The organism is Staphylococcus sp. 8AQ (assembly GCF_902506595.1).
GTDB lineage: Bacteria > Bacillota > Bacilli > Staphylococcales > Staphylococcaceae > Staphylococcus > Staphylococcus pasteuri.
Genome location: NZ_LR733871.1, coordinates 1,870,986 through 1,887,564 on the forward strand (window position 1 = coordinate 1,870,986; position 16,579 = coordinate 1,887,564).

The window sequence follows — 16,579 nt, forward strand, 5'->3', positions numbered from 1 at the left end:
CTCTTTTTCTATATGCTCCTTCTTAGTATAAAGGTCTACGTCTTCATCATCAATATAATAGAGTCTAACTACTTATTTAATTAATAAGTGAATTTTTTATGCCAAAATAAAAAACTGACGTACAATTTAACTATACGTCAGCTCTTTACTTATTATTTAATTTTATCAAACAACTTTTTAAAGTTGGCTGCGGCGTTTTCTTGTTTGAGTGTTGCTTTTGTAGCAACATGTGTTAGTGGTTCTCTAACTACTTTATCCATGTATTTTGCAAATTCTTCAATATTATCTGGTTCTACTAAATAACCATTAACGCCATCATCAATAATTTCACTTGGACCATATCTAACGTCATATGAAATAACTGGACAGCCTACTTCTATACTTTCCATTACTGTTAAGCCAAAGCCCTCATACTTACTAGTTAATAATGAAGCTTTAGACTTTCTAAATTCATCCAATGGATTATTAGTATAGTTATATACTTTTACTTTATCGCCTAAGTTATATTCTTTAATAAGGTCTAGCATTAATTTTTTTTGATTGGCTTCATCTGGGCCAAACACTGTTAATTCAGTATCATGACCATAAGATAGAAATTGTTTATATGCTTTAATCAAGTGGTCGATTTGTTTTTGTAAACCTAATCTACCGATAAATACAAATCGGTCTAATTTTTCAACTTGATCTGACTCAGGATATGGTTCAATAAAATGCGGAATAACAGATATTTTATTATCATCGATATCATACAAGTTTTGAATATCATCTTTTTGCATTTGAGTAAGTAATAAATATTGAGCTACTTTATCAGCATTACCTAGCGCTGTTTTGTATGAGCCTTTTACATTTTCTCCATCTAAATGACTATTGTGGAATACAAGAACATTTTTAGTTTTAGGTATTTGATTAAGCATTGGTTTATCTAATACTCTAGCATCATTAAAGATGATATCTCCATCTTTAAAACGATGATTGAAATAATACTCAAATAAATCTTTTTCAGTTTTAAATGAGCGTAAATATTTATTGTCTTTAAATATTTGAATAAAATCGATACGTTTATCTACACTAGCATCATAAAATTTCTTACAATAAATTTGTCCTTCTGTATCGTAATATTCTTCTAATATTTTAAAGTATGTTTTACTAGAGAAATAATTAATTTTATGAAGTTGACCATACACATTGTACTCATGACGTTCAATTCTTTTCTTAGATACAGGAGACATAACATCTTCGAATTCTACAATATTAGTACCTTCATAATATCTTCTATAAAGAACGTACGTATCTCCATCATAATAACGAACGACATTACCATCTTTAAATTCTTTCTTTTGTAGTCCTTCAATTTCTTTATCTTTTTCTTTATAAATTGGTTTTTTCTTAAATTTTGTCGTTGGTATAGATAATAATTTAAAATCTGAAAGCCAATCATATAAATTTTCGTATTCTGTATTTTTAGTTACAAAACCTTTTTTTAAAAATTCATCATATACTTCTTTATAATTAGCATTATAATTTGTAGTATATATCTTATTAACGATATTCATTTCCTCATCTAAAAACTTGATTCGTTTTAATAACGCTTTAGTTCTTCCCCCATGGACTGGTGGCAATGTGCTTGTAATTGTATTAATCATATTTAATCCCCATTTATATTTGATATGCTAATTATATGAGACAATATTTAAAAAGTATAGACTTTTGATATTAAAAAATAATTGATAAACACTTATTTTTTAATATTGTCATAAATACTTAAATTTCAACTTTGAATTTTTCTCATCATTTTTTATATCTTTTTAATGTAACTTACAATAAATGTACTATATAATAAGATTAACTTACATGCGTACATCTGTATTCAATATACCCGTTTGATAATGATTTAAAATAATTAATTTAGATGTAACGCGATTATTTTTTAAAGGGGAATTTTATATTATGAAAGATAATTGGACTAAAGTAGCTGATGAAAGTTTAGTTAAAGACTTTTATGAGAACCAATCAACTGAAGCTCAACAAGAAGGCTTTAAAACTACACTTGCTTTTGGTACGGCTGGAATAAGAGGCAAATTAGGACTTGGAGAAGGACGTTTAAACCGATTTACTGTATCTAAAGTCGCTTTAGGCTTAGCCAAGTTTTTACAATCCAAACACACATCACCTGTAGCAGTGATTCATTATGATACAAGACATTTGTCACCAGAGTTCGCTCAAATTATCGCAACGATTTTAGCTAGTAATGATATCAAGGTTTACTTATCTGATACATACCGTACAACACCTGATTTATCTTATGCTGTTAGATTTTTAGAAACAGATGCGGGTGTCATGATTACTGCAAGTCATAATCCTAAAGACTATAACGGTATCAAAGTTTACGGTGAAGACGGTGCACAACTGTCTACAGAACCATCTGCCGAGCTAAGTGATTATATTAACGAATTAGGTGATCCACTTAACATTGAACTACCTGAATTAAATGAACAACAACAATCAAACATTTTAACAGTACCAACTGACGTAAGAACATCGTACTTTGAACACATTAAGGAATTAGTCGGTGACATTCCTAAATCAGATTTACAAGTGGTGTTTACAAGTTTGCATGGAACAAGTGTACCTGTTGTACCTGACATTTTGACAACGTTAAATTTCAATCAATTTAATTTAGTTGAAGCGCAATGTAAACCTGATCCTAATTTCAGTTCTGTTGCAAGTGCGAATCCAGAAGATCATAAAGCTTTTGATCAATCCATTGAACTTGCAAATCAAATTAAAGCTGATTTATTAATTAGTACTGATCCAGATGCTGACCGTTTAGGTATAGCAGAGCGTGGTGCAGACGGTAATATTCATTACTTTAACGGTAACCAAATTGGTGCCCTATTATTAAATTATCGTATTAAAGAAACAGCACACTTAAACAATAGAATTATGATTCAATCTATTGTAAGTAGTGAACTAGCTAAGTCATTAGCGCGTTATCATAATGTAGAATACAAAGAAGTGTTAACTGGCTTTAAATATATTGCTGAAGAAATTAGAAATATGTCTGATGATCAAAATTACTTACTTGGTTATGAAGAAAGTTATGGTTTCCTAGCTGGTCCATTTGTAAGAGATAAGGATGCGATTCAGATCGTACCGCTTATTATTAAATATGCTTCTGAACTTAAAAATGAAGGACGTATGTTAAAAGATGAGTTGGAAGATATCTACCAACAAGTAGGACACCACAATGACAAATTATTCTCTCATACATTTGAAGGTGCAAAAGGCAAAGCAATTATCGATGATATTATGACAACATATAGAAATAACCCACCACGTTCTATTAATGGATTAGATGTCATTGCTATTGAAGATTATGAAACAGGAGAAAAAGTTGATTTCCAAACAAATCAAACCTCTTCTATTACGTTACCTAAAGCAAATGTACTTAAAATTTACTTCAAAGAAGGGTTTATTGCATTAAGACCTTCTGGTACTGAACCTAAGATCAAATTGTATGTATCATTAACACATGACGATTTTGATAATATTGCAAACAAAATAAATTCATTTATTTTTGATAAATAATAAGAAGCTTCTCCAATCAATGGAGAAACTTTTTATTATACCGCACATTTAATTATTTAATATTTTGATATTTTAATTGATAGTGCTATACTTTTAGTGATTTTCAAATATATTATTCAGTCATAAAAATAACAATTTCAAAACACTAATTAGGGAGAGAGTATTATTCAAAAGCTTATTTCAATTATTGTACCTGTATATAATAAAGAAGCATATTTAGAAACATGTATTCAATCTTTGATAGACTTAAAAATAGATAAAACGCTTATTGAAGCAATATTCATAGATGATGTATCCACAGATAAATCATATGAATTACTAAAACAATATAACGAAAAATATGACTTTATTCAGACGTACCAACTAGATGAAAATTCTGGTGGTCCTGCGATTCCAAGAAATTTAGGTATTAAAAAAGCACAAGGTGATTATGTTACTTTCTTAGATGCTGATGATTGGTTAGATACTGAAGGTTTCCCTAAATTTGTTGAACAAGTAAACAGTCATCAATCAGATATTGGATTTGGTCAATGTTATAAACATACTAATGAAAACATTAAAAAAATTGCTCGTTTTGCGTCATATAAACAAGATGATAATTTAGTTCCAAGTGATATTTTCAAAATATTTCGTGCTGTAGGACCACCAGGTAAAATTTACAAACGTTCTATTTTGTTAGATCATCATATTACCTTTAAACATATGAAATATGGGGAAGATAAATTATTCTTTTTTGAAACTTTACCTTTATGCCATTCAGCATCAATGACCATTGAACCTGTATATCATGTAAACCGTTACGAACTAAATGACTCTCTAGTTAATGACACTAACATGTTAGAGAAATCACAATTAAATTTAAATATACTTGAGCATGTCTTAAAGATGGATATAGAAAATGGAATTATGATTAAAATTTTAAGTAGAATAGTGGAAATTGATTTTATTTCTAGATTTTTATTAACTAAGACATTTAATAAATCAAAAGATAAATCATTCTTTTATAAGCAGTTTGATAAAGTAGAGTCTTTAATTACTAATGCAGGTTACAATATGAATGATTTAATTATTACTGATAAATTCAAACGTATTTATGACGCTTATCAACAAAATAAAAATATTTTAGAATCATTAATCAACTTTTTATTGAATGATGCAAAAGTTAGTAAGTATATTAAAGAAAATACTATGTACTACATGTATCCTGAAGATTTAAAACATTTACCTGAATTAGCACTAGATTGTGTGCCTATATTTAGAGGTACATATTATATTAAAGATGAATTATACGATGAAATTGAGATTTTTAAATTAGCAGAAACAGAAATAAATTCCGTCGAACTAATTAAAATTCACGACGAACGATACATTAAACCCGTCAAATATGAGTGGACAAATCAATCACTTTATATTAAACATAAAGATATCTTCTTTAAAAATACTGACTTTAATATTTCAATCACTTATAATGATTTTGAGAAGTGTTTAGTAAAAGCTACACCACCTCATTATAGCGATTATAATTATTTAAAACGTCAGAACTTATCATTAGCATTTCACTCATACAAAGATGGAGATGAAGACATAAACATGAAACAATATCTAACTGATACACCAAAGCATGTTGTCGCATTGCAAAAGTTTAAGAAGTATGAAGAAGCAAACTTTATAAACGAAATAAGTGATATTAATAAAGGCCAATGTATTCGTATTATCCATATGGATAAAAGTGATAAAGGCACTCCTAGATTGGTTACAGAGGATGGAAGTTATATAACTGCTAATCAAGATTTTGTTACACCAATCAATCTTGATAGTATTGAAGGCTATATTACAAACACTCCGAAATCTGTTGAAGTAATTAAGAAATGTAAGCTATATGAGGATGTAGGTTTTAAGAAAGATCCAGTTAAGACTTTAGAAAAAGGCACAAAAATAGATATTATTGATATCGAATTTACTAGTAAGTTAACACCTAGATTAAAAACAACAGATGGTTATTATTTAACTGCTAATCAAGGTTTTATCAAAGTTTTAAAATAATATTGAAAAAGCATCAATCACTTTACATTGTGATTGATGCCTTTTTGCTTTATAAATCTAATTGCTTAATGAATTCTTTTAAATCATCTTTCATGTCTTTATCTTTTAATGCATACTCAATCGTTGTTTTAACGAATCCTAATTTTTCACCAACATCATATCGATCTCCTTCGAAGTCATATGCGTACACTTGGCTTTCTGTGTTCATACGTTCGATTGCGTCAGTTAATTGAATTTCATTTCCTGCGCCTTCTTCTTGTGTTTCAAGATAGTCGAAGATTTCTGGTGTTAATACATAACGTCCCATTATAGCTAAGTTTGATGGTGCTGTACCTTGTTTAGGTTTTTCTACGAATTTTTTAACTTCATAACGTAATCCAGATTGTTCTAATGGATCAATGATACCGTAACGGTGTGTATCTTCTGGTGCTACTTCTTGCACACCAATGACAGATTTACCAGTTTCATCATAGACATCCATTAATTGTTTAATCGCAGGTGTTTCAGATTCAACAATGTCATCGCCTAATAACACTGCAAATGGTTCATCGCCAATAAATTGACGTGCTGTGTGGATGGCATGACCTAAACCTTTTTGTTCTTTTTGTCTAACGTAAAAGATATTAGCTAAATCGGTTGAATATTGAACACGTTCTAATAAATCATTTTTACCTTTTTCTTCTAATACCATTTCTAGTTCTTTTTGGTTATCAAAGTGGTCTTCAATCGCACGTTTATGTTTACCTGTAACGATAATAATGTCTTCAATACCTGCTCTAGATGCTTCTTCAACGATGTATTGAATAGTTGGTTTATCTAGAATTGGAAGCATTTCTTTCGGCATTGCTTTTGTTGCTGGTAAAAATCTAGTACCCAAACCAGCTGCTGGAATAATTGCTTTTTTTATTTGTTTCAAAGTCTCTACTACCCCTTTTTTAAAAGAATAACTGCTAATGTATAACATCATTTTATCATTAATACCACAATGTGCATAGTTTACATCATTTTAATATTTTATCTTAAATTAATGTGAGAATTTTTTATATTTAAAACAATATATTGCTCATTAAGATTTTGGGATTTCTATTACTATATCTCCTACTATTTGAAGTCAACTAGTAGTATTTTACACTCAAACTTATTGCCTTAATCTTCATATCATAGTATAATTTAAGCATAAAAATACACCTAGCAACTTTTAGAGTGTTTACTAGGTGGAAAAACTAAGCAACATATTTTGAGGGTTAACTCAATTCATATGTTCTACACAAACAGCTTTTAGACTCGTCTTATTGCAGTAAGACGGGTTTATTTTTTTGCTCGAATGTGCTTGATAAACCACATAACAATAAACGTAATAGTTACCATAACCGGTAAATATACAATGATATGTATAGTAATATCTATTGTCATCAATATCACCCCTGCACATTAGACCTTCTTAATAATTGATTACTTAGAAGGTTTTATGCATGAACTTTAGTTCATGTATACCATTAAGTTTTCAAATCTTTTATATCAATGCTTCACAGTTATTCAAAAATGGTTTAAACAGACAAGAAATATATCAGTTTTTGTTGCGACCCTTTATAAATCCATACAAAAATACCGACTGTCTCCAGCCGGTATAATTATAAATATTTTATACGAATAAACTAATAAATAAGATGAAGATAATGCCTGATACCGAAATAACTGTCTCTAGTAATGACCAAGTTAAGAAAGTTTCTTTAACTGTTAATCCAAAATACTCTCTGAACATCCAGAAACCAGCGTCATTGACATGAGATAAGATAACACTACCTGCACCAATAGCTAGTACGACTAAAGCGACATTGGTATCTGACGCTTGAAGTAATGGCATGACTATACCTGTAGTAGAGATAGCCGCAACAGTAGCAGATCCTAATGCGATTCTAAGTACTGCAGCAACAATCCATGCGAGTAAAATTGGGGACATATGTGTACCTTCAAACATTTTTGCGATTGTGTCACCAACACCGCCATCTATTAGAACTTGTTTGAATGTACCGCCACCACCAATGATTAACAACATCATACCAATTGGATATATAGCTTGTGTGACTGATTCCATAATATCTTCCATTTTTCTTTTTCGAAGTATTCCCATAGTAAATATTGCAAAGATAACTGCTATAAGCATTGCAGTACCCGCATTACCAATTAGATAAATGATCGACTCAACACTATTTTTAGGTGTATCATGTCCAGTAACCAATTGAACAATTGTTGAAATCAGCATCAATATAACTGGTAATATTGCAGTTAAAATACTAATACCAAATCCTGGCATCTCATCATTAGTAAATTCCTTTTGTGCGCCTAATGCTGAAATATCTCCTTCACGTGAGTATGCTGAAGGAATGATTTTTTGCGCAAATTTATTAAATAATGGACCTGCGATTAATGTGACTGGAATTGCAATAATAATTCCGTACATTAATACATGACCGATATTGGCTTTTAATTCTTTTGCAATAACAACCGGTCCAGGATGTGGAGGTAAGAATCCATGTGTCACAGATAAAGCAGTTACCATTGGTAGTCCTAGTTTTAAAATAGAAACGTTTGCACGTTTAGCTACTGTGAATACAAGTGGGATTAATAAGACTAGTCCTACTTCAAAGAACAATGCTATACCAACGATGAATGCTGCAATAAGCATCGCCCACTGTACATGTTTCTGTCCAAATTTTGCGATTAATGTATCAGCGATTCTTGTCGCGCCTCCACCATCAGAAAGTAACTTTCCTAAAATAGCACCTAATCCAAAAATTAAAGCGATATGACCTAATGTGCTACCCATTCCGTTTTCAACAGTTTCCATAATTTTATTGAGTGGCATTCCTAATAGTAATGCCGTGATTATCGATGTAATAATTAAAGCAATAAAGGTATTCAATTTTAAAAATATAATTAAACTTAATAAAATGATAATTCCTAAAACAACGCTAATTAGTGGCCAAATTTCTCCAAACATGGCAGTCCCTTCTTCCTTTTCTGTGTTATTCTCAATAAAGTTGCTCGAATTCAAAAGTGACATGGCTACATTGCAATTAAATACTGTCTATGTGCTAAGATATTTTATGAAATCAATTAATCCATATGTTGACGTTGAAAATCTGCAATTTCACTATAAGATTCTGTTAATGAACGACTAATCTTAATGAATATTTTGACTAACTGTTGATAAATGTCTACTGTATTGGGATCAGGTTGATGTTCATGAGTTGTTCCAACCATTTGTTCAATTATTGAAAAATCATCTATTTCTCCTAGTGCCTTCATACCTAGAACGCAAGCACCAAGACATGAGCTTTCATAGCTTTCAGGTACACTTAATTGTGTATCAAAAATATCTGCCATCATTTGACGCCATATTTCACTTTTCGCAAATCCACCTGTTGCTTTAATTTCATTTGGTGTTTCGTTCATCACTTCAATCAATGCAAGATATACAGTATATAAGTTATATAAAACACCTTCTAAAGCAGCACGAATCATATGTTCTTTTTTATGTGATAATGTAAGCCCGAAGAAAGATCCCCTTGCATCGGCATTCCACAACGGTGCTCGTTCACCTGCTAAATATGGATGGAAGATTAAACCATCTGATCCAGGCTTAACTCGACTTGCAATTTGTGTTAGTACATCATATGGATCAACACCAAGTCTTTTAGCCGTTTCAACTTCACTAGCTAATATTTCATCTCGAAGCCATCTTAAAATAACGCCACCATTATTTACTGGCCCACCAATAACATAGTGTTCATCAGTTAACACATAACAAAATATACGTCCTTTTTCGTCTGTTCTCGGTTTATCAATAACAGTTCTTATCGCTCCAGACGTTCCGATAGTGACTGCTACTTCACCTTGCTGATAACTATTAACACCGAGATTTGATAAAACGCCATCACTTGCCCCTATGACGACTGGTGTATTTTCATCAATGCCCATTAAAGTTGCATATCGTTTTTTCATTCCAGTTAAAATATGTGTTGTTGGTACCAACTCTGGTAATTGAGATCGTGAAATACCTAATAAATTGAGTACATCATCATCCCAATCTAATTGTTCAAGGTTAAACATACCTGTTGCTGAAGCCATTGAATGATCAATCACATATTGCTCAAATAATTGATATAAAATATATGTCTTAATATCAGCAAACATGGCAGTATTATCGAAAGTAGATTGTTGTTCGTGTTTCATCCAGAAAATTTTTGATAACGGTGACATTGGATGGATTGGCGTGCCTGTTCTTCTATAAATATCTAATCCATTATATTGATTATTGATTAATGTTGCGTATTTGCTTGCTCTATTATCTGCCCAAGTAATGTTTTCAGTTAATCTATGATGATTTTCATCCATAGCTACAAGACTATGCATTTGTGCACTAAAAGAAATCAATTTAATATCTTCTTTTGCTATGTTTGCTTCCCTTACCACATATTTCACTGTCATTAAGACTGCATCAAATAGTTCGTCTGGATTTTCTTCAGAGACATCAACATTAGGTGTATGTAATTCATATCCAATGTTATGCTTCATTATAAATTGTCCATTTTCGTCATATAGCACTGACTTAGTACTCGTTGTCCCTATATCGACTCCAATCATATATTTCATCATTTTCCCTACTTTCTCAATAAAATTATCGTAACCAAAATCCTTCTATATCTTTTCCAACATCATCAAAGTTTAAATGAAATGCTTCTCTTAATTTGTCTGAATCTTTATTATCAACCGCTTCCACAAAAACGTTATGATTCCGATGGATACGTTCAAAATCATCCGGATTTTGTAACATTCTACGTCTCATAGACAATAAAATGAGTGATTCCATGACAGGTTTAAGATGGTACCAAAAGGTTTTTAGATATTGATGATTAGAAGCTAAAATCATTGCTTCATGAAACTCAAAATCATGTTTTGTAAATGATTCTGCATCTTCGAATTGTACGGCTACTTTCATCATTTCTAATTGCTTTTTCATTTCCTTTGCGATGGGTTGAGTATCCTGTGTTCTTAACCTTGAAAAGGCAAACGATTCTAACATCAAACGTAAGTCATATAGCTCTCTTTTTTCTTGCTCACCAAAAGTGAGAACCTGTGCACCCATTCGTTCTAAATGAATCAATTGGTCTGTTTGTAATAGCTTAAAAGCATCTCTAACAGGTGATCGACTCACATTAAATAGTTTAGCAATTTGATTTTCTGTTAACCAAGTTTCAGATTCAATATCACCATTAATAATGCCTAATCTTATTTCAGCCGCGATTGATTCACCTGTAGTTAAATGTCTTTTCCAACTTTCTGGATAGTCATATGTCATATCTTACACCTCAATTTCCAGTTACCTTTATACTTGTATACAAGTATATTAATATATGTATCCTTGTTTTGCAAACGCTTACTAATTATTATAAGTCTCTCCATTTAATCGAAACTTTTAAGTTACCTATGTTATTTTCACTAACCAGTTATTTTGATGTAGTGGTTATTATTTTCGATAATCTTATACAAAAAAGTAGTATATTTTAATCATTAACTTTGAATAAAATATACTACGCTTCATTACTCTGTTTAGTTTTCCGAGATTTCTGAGTGAATTTGCTGCATTTTTCTTTCAACATCTGTTATTTCTGTTGCACATTGTTCTAATAGTCCTTTATATTTTTCAGTATCTGTATTATTTTTGTATCGGATTTTATGTTCTAAACTTGCCCACATATCCATACCAATTGTTCTTATCTGGATTTCTACTGGTGTTACTTCTACAGAATCAGCTAAAAATACAGGAATCGTTACAACAATATGTAAACTTCGATAACCATTTTCTTTAGGATGTTCAATGTAATCTTTACGTTTGATTAATTTGACATCTTCTTGTTTTAATAACATTTTTTCAATTACATAAATATCATCTAAGTAATTACATATAACTCTTATACCAGCGATATCCATAATATTTTCTTTGGCACTTTCAGCACTTACTTCCAAATCTTTGCGTTTTAGCTTTCCAACTAAACTTCCCATTTCTTTCACACGACGTTCCATATGATGAATAGGGTTATGTTTATACATATGATTAAAGTTATCATCTAATATACTTAGTTTAGTACTAATTTCTTTAAGTGCTGATGAATAAATATGATCTAACTCAACAAAGCCTACTAAAATATCAAAAGCTTCATCGCTATTTTTAAATGTATTCAAACTATTTTTAAATTCTGTTCTTAAGTCTTCTAGATATAATGAGGGTTTTCTCTCTACATACATATTATTTCCTCCAACTTCTTTATCAATTTTATTATAACTAAGTTCATAAAGAAGAAGAAATAATTGCACTCCCTACTTTAGTCGCATCCAATATAAAAAGACTACCCTCATTTTGAGGATAGCCTTTCTAGACTTTTTCTCTATTCATCTTTTTGATGTTCTATTACTTTCGTATTTTTATTTTCTGCAATTTCTTGTGCTCGCTTAACTGCATCTTTTTTATATTGAAAAGTATCAGAAGCTTGTTTAGCCTTTTCTGTTTTTACTTTCCACTCATTGTCTTCAAAGTAAACGTGTATAGGTTTTTCATTTAATTCTGGGTTTGCAGACTGATCTGTTTGATGTTGTGTAATGTGTTTATTTTTCAATTCATTTAATTCATCTTTAGAAGCATCTTTGTACCATTTTTCAGCCTGTTTCGTAGCAATTGGGATAATATCTGATTCTTTATAACCATCTTTCAACATGGCATTAGCTATATCAATTGCTTTTTTACGTTCTAATTCATCTAGATTTTTTAAACTTTGTGGGTAATCATCCATTGTCCAAGGCATAGTATTCATCTCCAGTTTAATTTGCTTATATATTAGTATTACCACCAATACTAACTATTTAACCACTATGACGTCATACTACGGTTAGACAACCCTCAGACTACTCTACTTACCTAATATGCCTGCTTCAATGGCATCTTCACGTGCTTTTTGACTGTTTTTCTGTATTTTCATTAAACCAGACTTAATATAATTATACTGTGGTAAATCAGTTAATTCTTTTACTTCGAGATGTGATTGTAATTCGAAATGTTTAGCAATGTTTTCAAATGTAGCTAAATATTCACCCATTAATTGATCATCTATTCTTGAACGATGATTATCGCTAAGCGCCCTACTAAGCATAAAACTAATTTCTTCAAGCGCAAATATACTTGGATAATAGTATTGGATTACTTTTTTATTACTGAACAACTCACCATTTGCTGCATTATACATTTGAGTCATATTGTTCAATCTAACTGATAATCCTAGATTAAGATTTTTTTCTTCTTCTTTATTATGATACTTGTTTACTGAGAATAAGTAATGGAAGAACGATGCTTCTTTTCTCACAACTTCTGCAATTGTATTTGGTAACAATATTGATGACGTTCTTTGTCCCAATATAAATAGGCCGATAGTAGAAATAGCTACACCAATAATTACGTCTACAATTCTTGGATATGCAATACTAATAGATAGGTTTTGTGAAGCAAGACCATTTAGTAAGATAACTTGAATTGTAATAAATATGACCGCAAACGTGTAATTTGCACCAACAAACATTTCTGTAATTCCAGCGCCTAATCCCATTAATATAATTGCTAATGGTGTTGGAATAGAAAATGCTAATATTCCTGTAAGCACTATAACACCTAATATAGTACCAAAACTTCTTGCAGTACCTCTTTCTAATGAATGAATTGTTGATGTTCCTACCAATAAGGTATGTGCAGATAATGGAATCCAGTATGCTTTATCAAATCCAAAGAATAAAGCTATGAATATTGCTGCTGACATGATGACTGTATATCTTAATGTGTTTCTAAATACAATAGAATCTAATGTTAGATTTTGTAAAATACGCTTACTATATAAAGGCGTTCTAATTTTTGCTTCATGTTCGATATGATTAGAATCAGCATGTGCAATTTCATCTATTTTTAGTATATGATTTAATAAATTTTCAAATTCAGAACTTACATTGATTTCTTTTTTCCATGTTTGATGATTAGTTTTTGGATGTTTTACTTTATTGATAATGAAATTCAACATTTCAATTAAATCATTAGGTAATGGTCGTATATTTTTTTCATTAAGCTCTAATAATTCTGAATAAATACCTTGAACTGAAGTATGAATTAATAATAATTTTTGAAATCGTGAACTCATTTTATCATTATTCGCAGATGACGTTATGAGTAGTTTATCTGACGCTTTAAATGCAGATACTGCTGAATTTGCAACTTTTTTAAATGCTTCTGGGTCATTGTAATTTTCCATCATATCTTGAATTACTTTGAAATCTGCATTAATTGCACTATCTTCAGCTTTTTCTTTTTTAATATAAATCGTTAATAGCACCATTAATGTCGCTAATATTCCACCTATTAATATAGCTAACCCTCTAATTAATGCTTGGTCAGGTGCAATAGGTAAATTCATCGGTAAACAGAACGTTACGATGAAGAACGTAGATGAAGGGCCTGCTATTTTGAGAGAAGTGAATATATAAAATGGTACTACCGTAACAATTAATAACAAGATACCAAATATAATTGGTTGTGCTGTTGTCAATGTTCCAAGCATCATACATACTACAAATGCTAAAGAACAAAGTATTACAATTCTAATTTGTGATTTTGGTGCTCCTTTAAAGACATATATATGCGCTAATGTACCTGTGGCAATTAATATACCAAAAGAGAAAAAGCCAAAATAATATCCTAAAAGAGCCGGAATAATCATTAATAATCCTTGTCTTAACCCTTTATATGGATCAACTTTTGATTTATTAAATGTCATGACTAGCTGTATAAAACTCTTCAATATGTCCTCTCCTTTCCTTTTTATTGATTTTAAACAAAATAAAAGAACGGAATGTTTCTCATTTCATTGATTTGAAATCAGCGTTATTCCGCTCTCAATAGCGTTAACTTATTAGATGTATTGTTCACAATCTATCAATGATACATACTATTATATCACTTTCACTAATATTTGATTACTATTTCCCATTATATTTTATCTACCAAATTTATTTAATTTGTTGGGCAATTTCTATAACTGGTTCTTCTGCAACATACTCTTTAACTTTATTATTAAAGTTTTGGAAATGTGGAGACTCCATGTGTGAGTTGATTGCTGCTTCATCAATATAATTTTCAACTACCACAAATGTATTACGTTCTTGTACATCTTCAAAATGGCTATAGTATAAGACTCCATCTTCTTTTCTTGTTTCTTCAACTAAACTTTCCATTAATTTTAAATATTCGTCTCGTTTTTCTTCTAATATTTTAATTTTTGCGTTAATGATCATCATTTAAAACACACCTTTCTTATTAAGATATTATGTACTTAACAAAATATAAAAAGCAATAAATGAGATTTAATATAGTACATTACTATATTTATACGATCTCACTTATTGCTCTTTTTAATATCTACTATTCTATTGTTTTATGTTCATCAATAACTAATGGTTTATCAGGTTTAACAAAGAACCACATTATAATTGCTACTACTGCAGGAATTGCTAACAATTCAAATGTTAAAGTCCATCCTAGACTTTCAACAAATATTCCTGCTAACAATGGGCTTGTTAATGCCCCAATATTCCCCCATAAGTTCATCCATCCTGATACTGTACCTGAGAAGTTACGGCCTAAGTCAGTAGCTGCTGCCCAGCTCATACCCATAGACATACCAACGCCACCAAGTCCTAATGATAACCAGAAAATAGTAACATAAAGGCTATCTGTATGTACTGCAAGGAACATTGACGCTGAAAATACAATAAATCCTATAATAGCAATAACACCACGAGCGACAAAGCGTGATTTGCCAGTGTTTAAAATTCTATCTGAAATTGCTCCCCCGCTAAGTATTAAGAAGAACATTAATAACCATGGAAGAGAACTAATTGACATATCTTTAAAATCAACATGATATACTTCTGTTAAATATGTAGGTAACCAAATTAAAAACAGAGTGATAACGAATTGAACAACAAAGTATTGAATAGCAATTGCATAGAAACTAAAGTGAGTTAAGAATCGTTTCCAAGGTGGTAACGATTTGTCTGTATCTACAATATCTCTATGTTGCATAATAAATTGTTTTTCAGCCTCATTGACCATTTTATGTTGTTCAGGTAAATCTTTTGCAATAATTGCCCAAAGTATTGCCATTACAATTCCTATTGCACCAAAAATATAAAATACCGCTTCCCAGTTAAATGCATTTACGATAGCTATAGTTACAATTGGCGCTAATACAGGGCCAAAGTACGAACCTGCTAATAAAGCACTTGAAGCTCGTCCCTTTTCATTTTTTGCGAACCAAAATGAATTGAATACTGCATTAGAAGGATACATTGGCGCTTCACCTACACCAAATAAAAATCTAACAAAATATAATAAACCATGATGCTTAATCATACCTGTAAATATAGTAAAAGCACTCCACCATACCAATGCAATTGTAATCATTTTACGTGGTCCAAATTTTTCAGCTAACATCCCAGAAGGTACTTGCATTAATGCATAACCTAGTGAGAAAAATGAAGCCAATAAACCAAATTGAGCTTTTGACAAATGCAAATCTTCCATCATTGGAACAGCAATATAAGAAATATTAGACCTGTCCATGTATGCAATAACTCCGATCAAGAAGAATGCAATTGCGAAGCCCCAACGAACGTTACTTCTTTTCTTATTCATTTCTTTTCCTACTTCCCTTATTAAATATGTTGTCTCTAAGTGTTGTCGTTCAGTTTCAGAAATCCTTCAAGATGACTATGATTAAACTACTAAGAAACAACTTAAAAATTTCTTGTAGCGCTACAATTTTTAATAATAATAGCACGAAATGGAAACGGT

At 30.7% G+C, this 16,579-nt stretch carries 12 protein-coding genes; 2 read left to right on the forward strand and 10 right to left on the reverse strand.

The genetic code is table 11. The features are described from left to right. Positions 1–152: 152 nt before the first annotated feature. Positions 153–1,643 carry a glycosyltransferase gene (locus GVY01_RS09325; protein WP_029056110.1) on the reverse strand — a complete coding sequence of 497 codons (1,491 nt, stop codon included), beginning with the start codon at positions 1,641–1,643 and terminating at the stop codon, positions 153–155. A 304-nt stretch (positions 1,644–1,947) separates the two neighbouring features. Here GVY01_RS09325 and GVY01_RS09330 point away from each other — a divergent pair, with 304 nt between their 5' ends. Continuing rightward, on the forward strand, positions 1,948–3,588 hold the full coding sequence (locus GVY01_RS09330) for a phospho-sugar mutase (protein ID WP_017636530.1): 1,641 nt from the start codon (positions 1,948–1,950) through the stop codon (positions 3,586–3,588). A 186-nt stretch (positions 3,589–3,774) separates the two neighbouring features. Further along, entirely contained in the window at positions 3,775–5,631 is a 1,857-nt protein-coding gene (locus tag GVY01_RS09335; RefSeq protein WP_108017001.1) for a glycosyltransferase family 2 protein, read from the forward strand. 49 nt (positions 5,632–5,680) lie between these two features. Here GVY01_RS09335 and galU read toward each other — a convergent pair whose 3' ends face one another. From galU to GVY01_RS09380, 9 genes are all read right to left on the reverse strand, one after another. Further along, on the reverse strand, positions 5,681–6,547 hold the full coding sequence (gene galU, locus GVY01_RS09340) for a UTP--glucose-1-phosphate uridylyltransferase GalU (protein ID WP_017636531.1): 867 nt from the start codon (positions 6,545–6,547) through the stop codon (positions 5,681–5,683). A 726-nt stretch (positions 6,548–7,273) separates the two neighbouring features. Next, a complete protein-coding gene (locus GVY01_RS09345; protein ID WP_017636532.1) occupies positions 7,274–8,632 on the reverse strand; it encodes a gluconate:H+ symporter in 1,359 nt (452 codons plus the stop codon). A 116-nt stretch (positions 8,633–8,748) separates the two neighbouring features. After that, positions 8,749–10,287: a gluconokinase gene (gene gntK / locus GVY01_RS09350; RefSeq protein WP_017636533.1), complete on the reverse strand. Its 1,539-nt coding sequence runs from the start codon at positions 10,285–10,287 to the stop codon at positions 8,749–8,751. A gap of 25 nt (positions 10,288–10,312) precedes the next feature. Continuing rightward, a complete protein-coding gene (locus tag GVY01_RS09355) occupies positions 10,313–10,993 on the reverse strand; it encodes a GntR family transcriptional regulator (RefSeq protein ID WP_017636534.1) in 681 nt (226 codons plus the stop codon). A 251-nt stretch (positions 10,994–11,244) separates the two neighbouring features. After that, the gene (locus GVY01_RS09360; RefSeq protein ID WP_017636535.1) at positions 11,245–11,940 is read right to left on the reverse strand and encodes a GTP pyrophosphokinase; all 696 of its coding nucleotides are present in this window, start codon (positions 11,938–11,940) and stop codon (positions 11,245–11,247) included. 140 nt (positions 11,941–12,080) lie between these two features. Continuing rightward, positions 12,081–12,494, reverse strand: coding sequence for a DUF2188 domain-containing protein (locus GVY01_RS09365; RefSeq protein WP_017636536.1), 414 nt, complete (start codon positions 12,492–12,494; stop codon positions 12,081–12,083). A 105-nt stretch (positions 12,495–12,599) separates the two neighbouring features. After that, positions 12,600–14,501 (reverse strand): FUSC family protein, encoded by a 1,902-nt coding sequence (locus GVY01_RS09370; RefSeq protein ID WP_017636537.1) that lies wholly within the window; start codon positions 14,499–14,501, stop codon positions 12,600–12,602. 232 nt (positions 14,502–14,733) lie between these two features. Beyond that, entirely contained in the window at positions 14,734–15,021 is a 288-nt protein-coding gene (locus tag GVY01_RS09375; protein WP_017636538.1) for a putative quinol monooxygenase, read from the reverse strand. Between the two features lie 124 nt (positions 15,022–15,145). Continuing rightward, positions 15,146–16,420 carry an MFS transporter gene (locus GVY01_RS09380; protein WP_017636539.1) on the reverse strand — a complete coding sequence of 425 codons (1,275 nt, stop codon included), beginning with the start codon at positions 16,418–16,420 and terminating at the stop codon, positions 15,146–15,148. Positions 16,421–16,579: the final 159 nt, after the last annotated feature.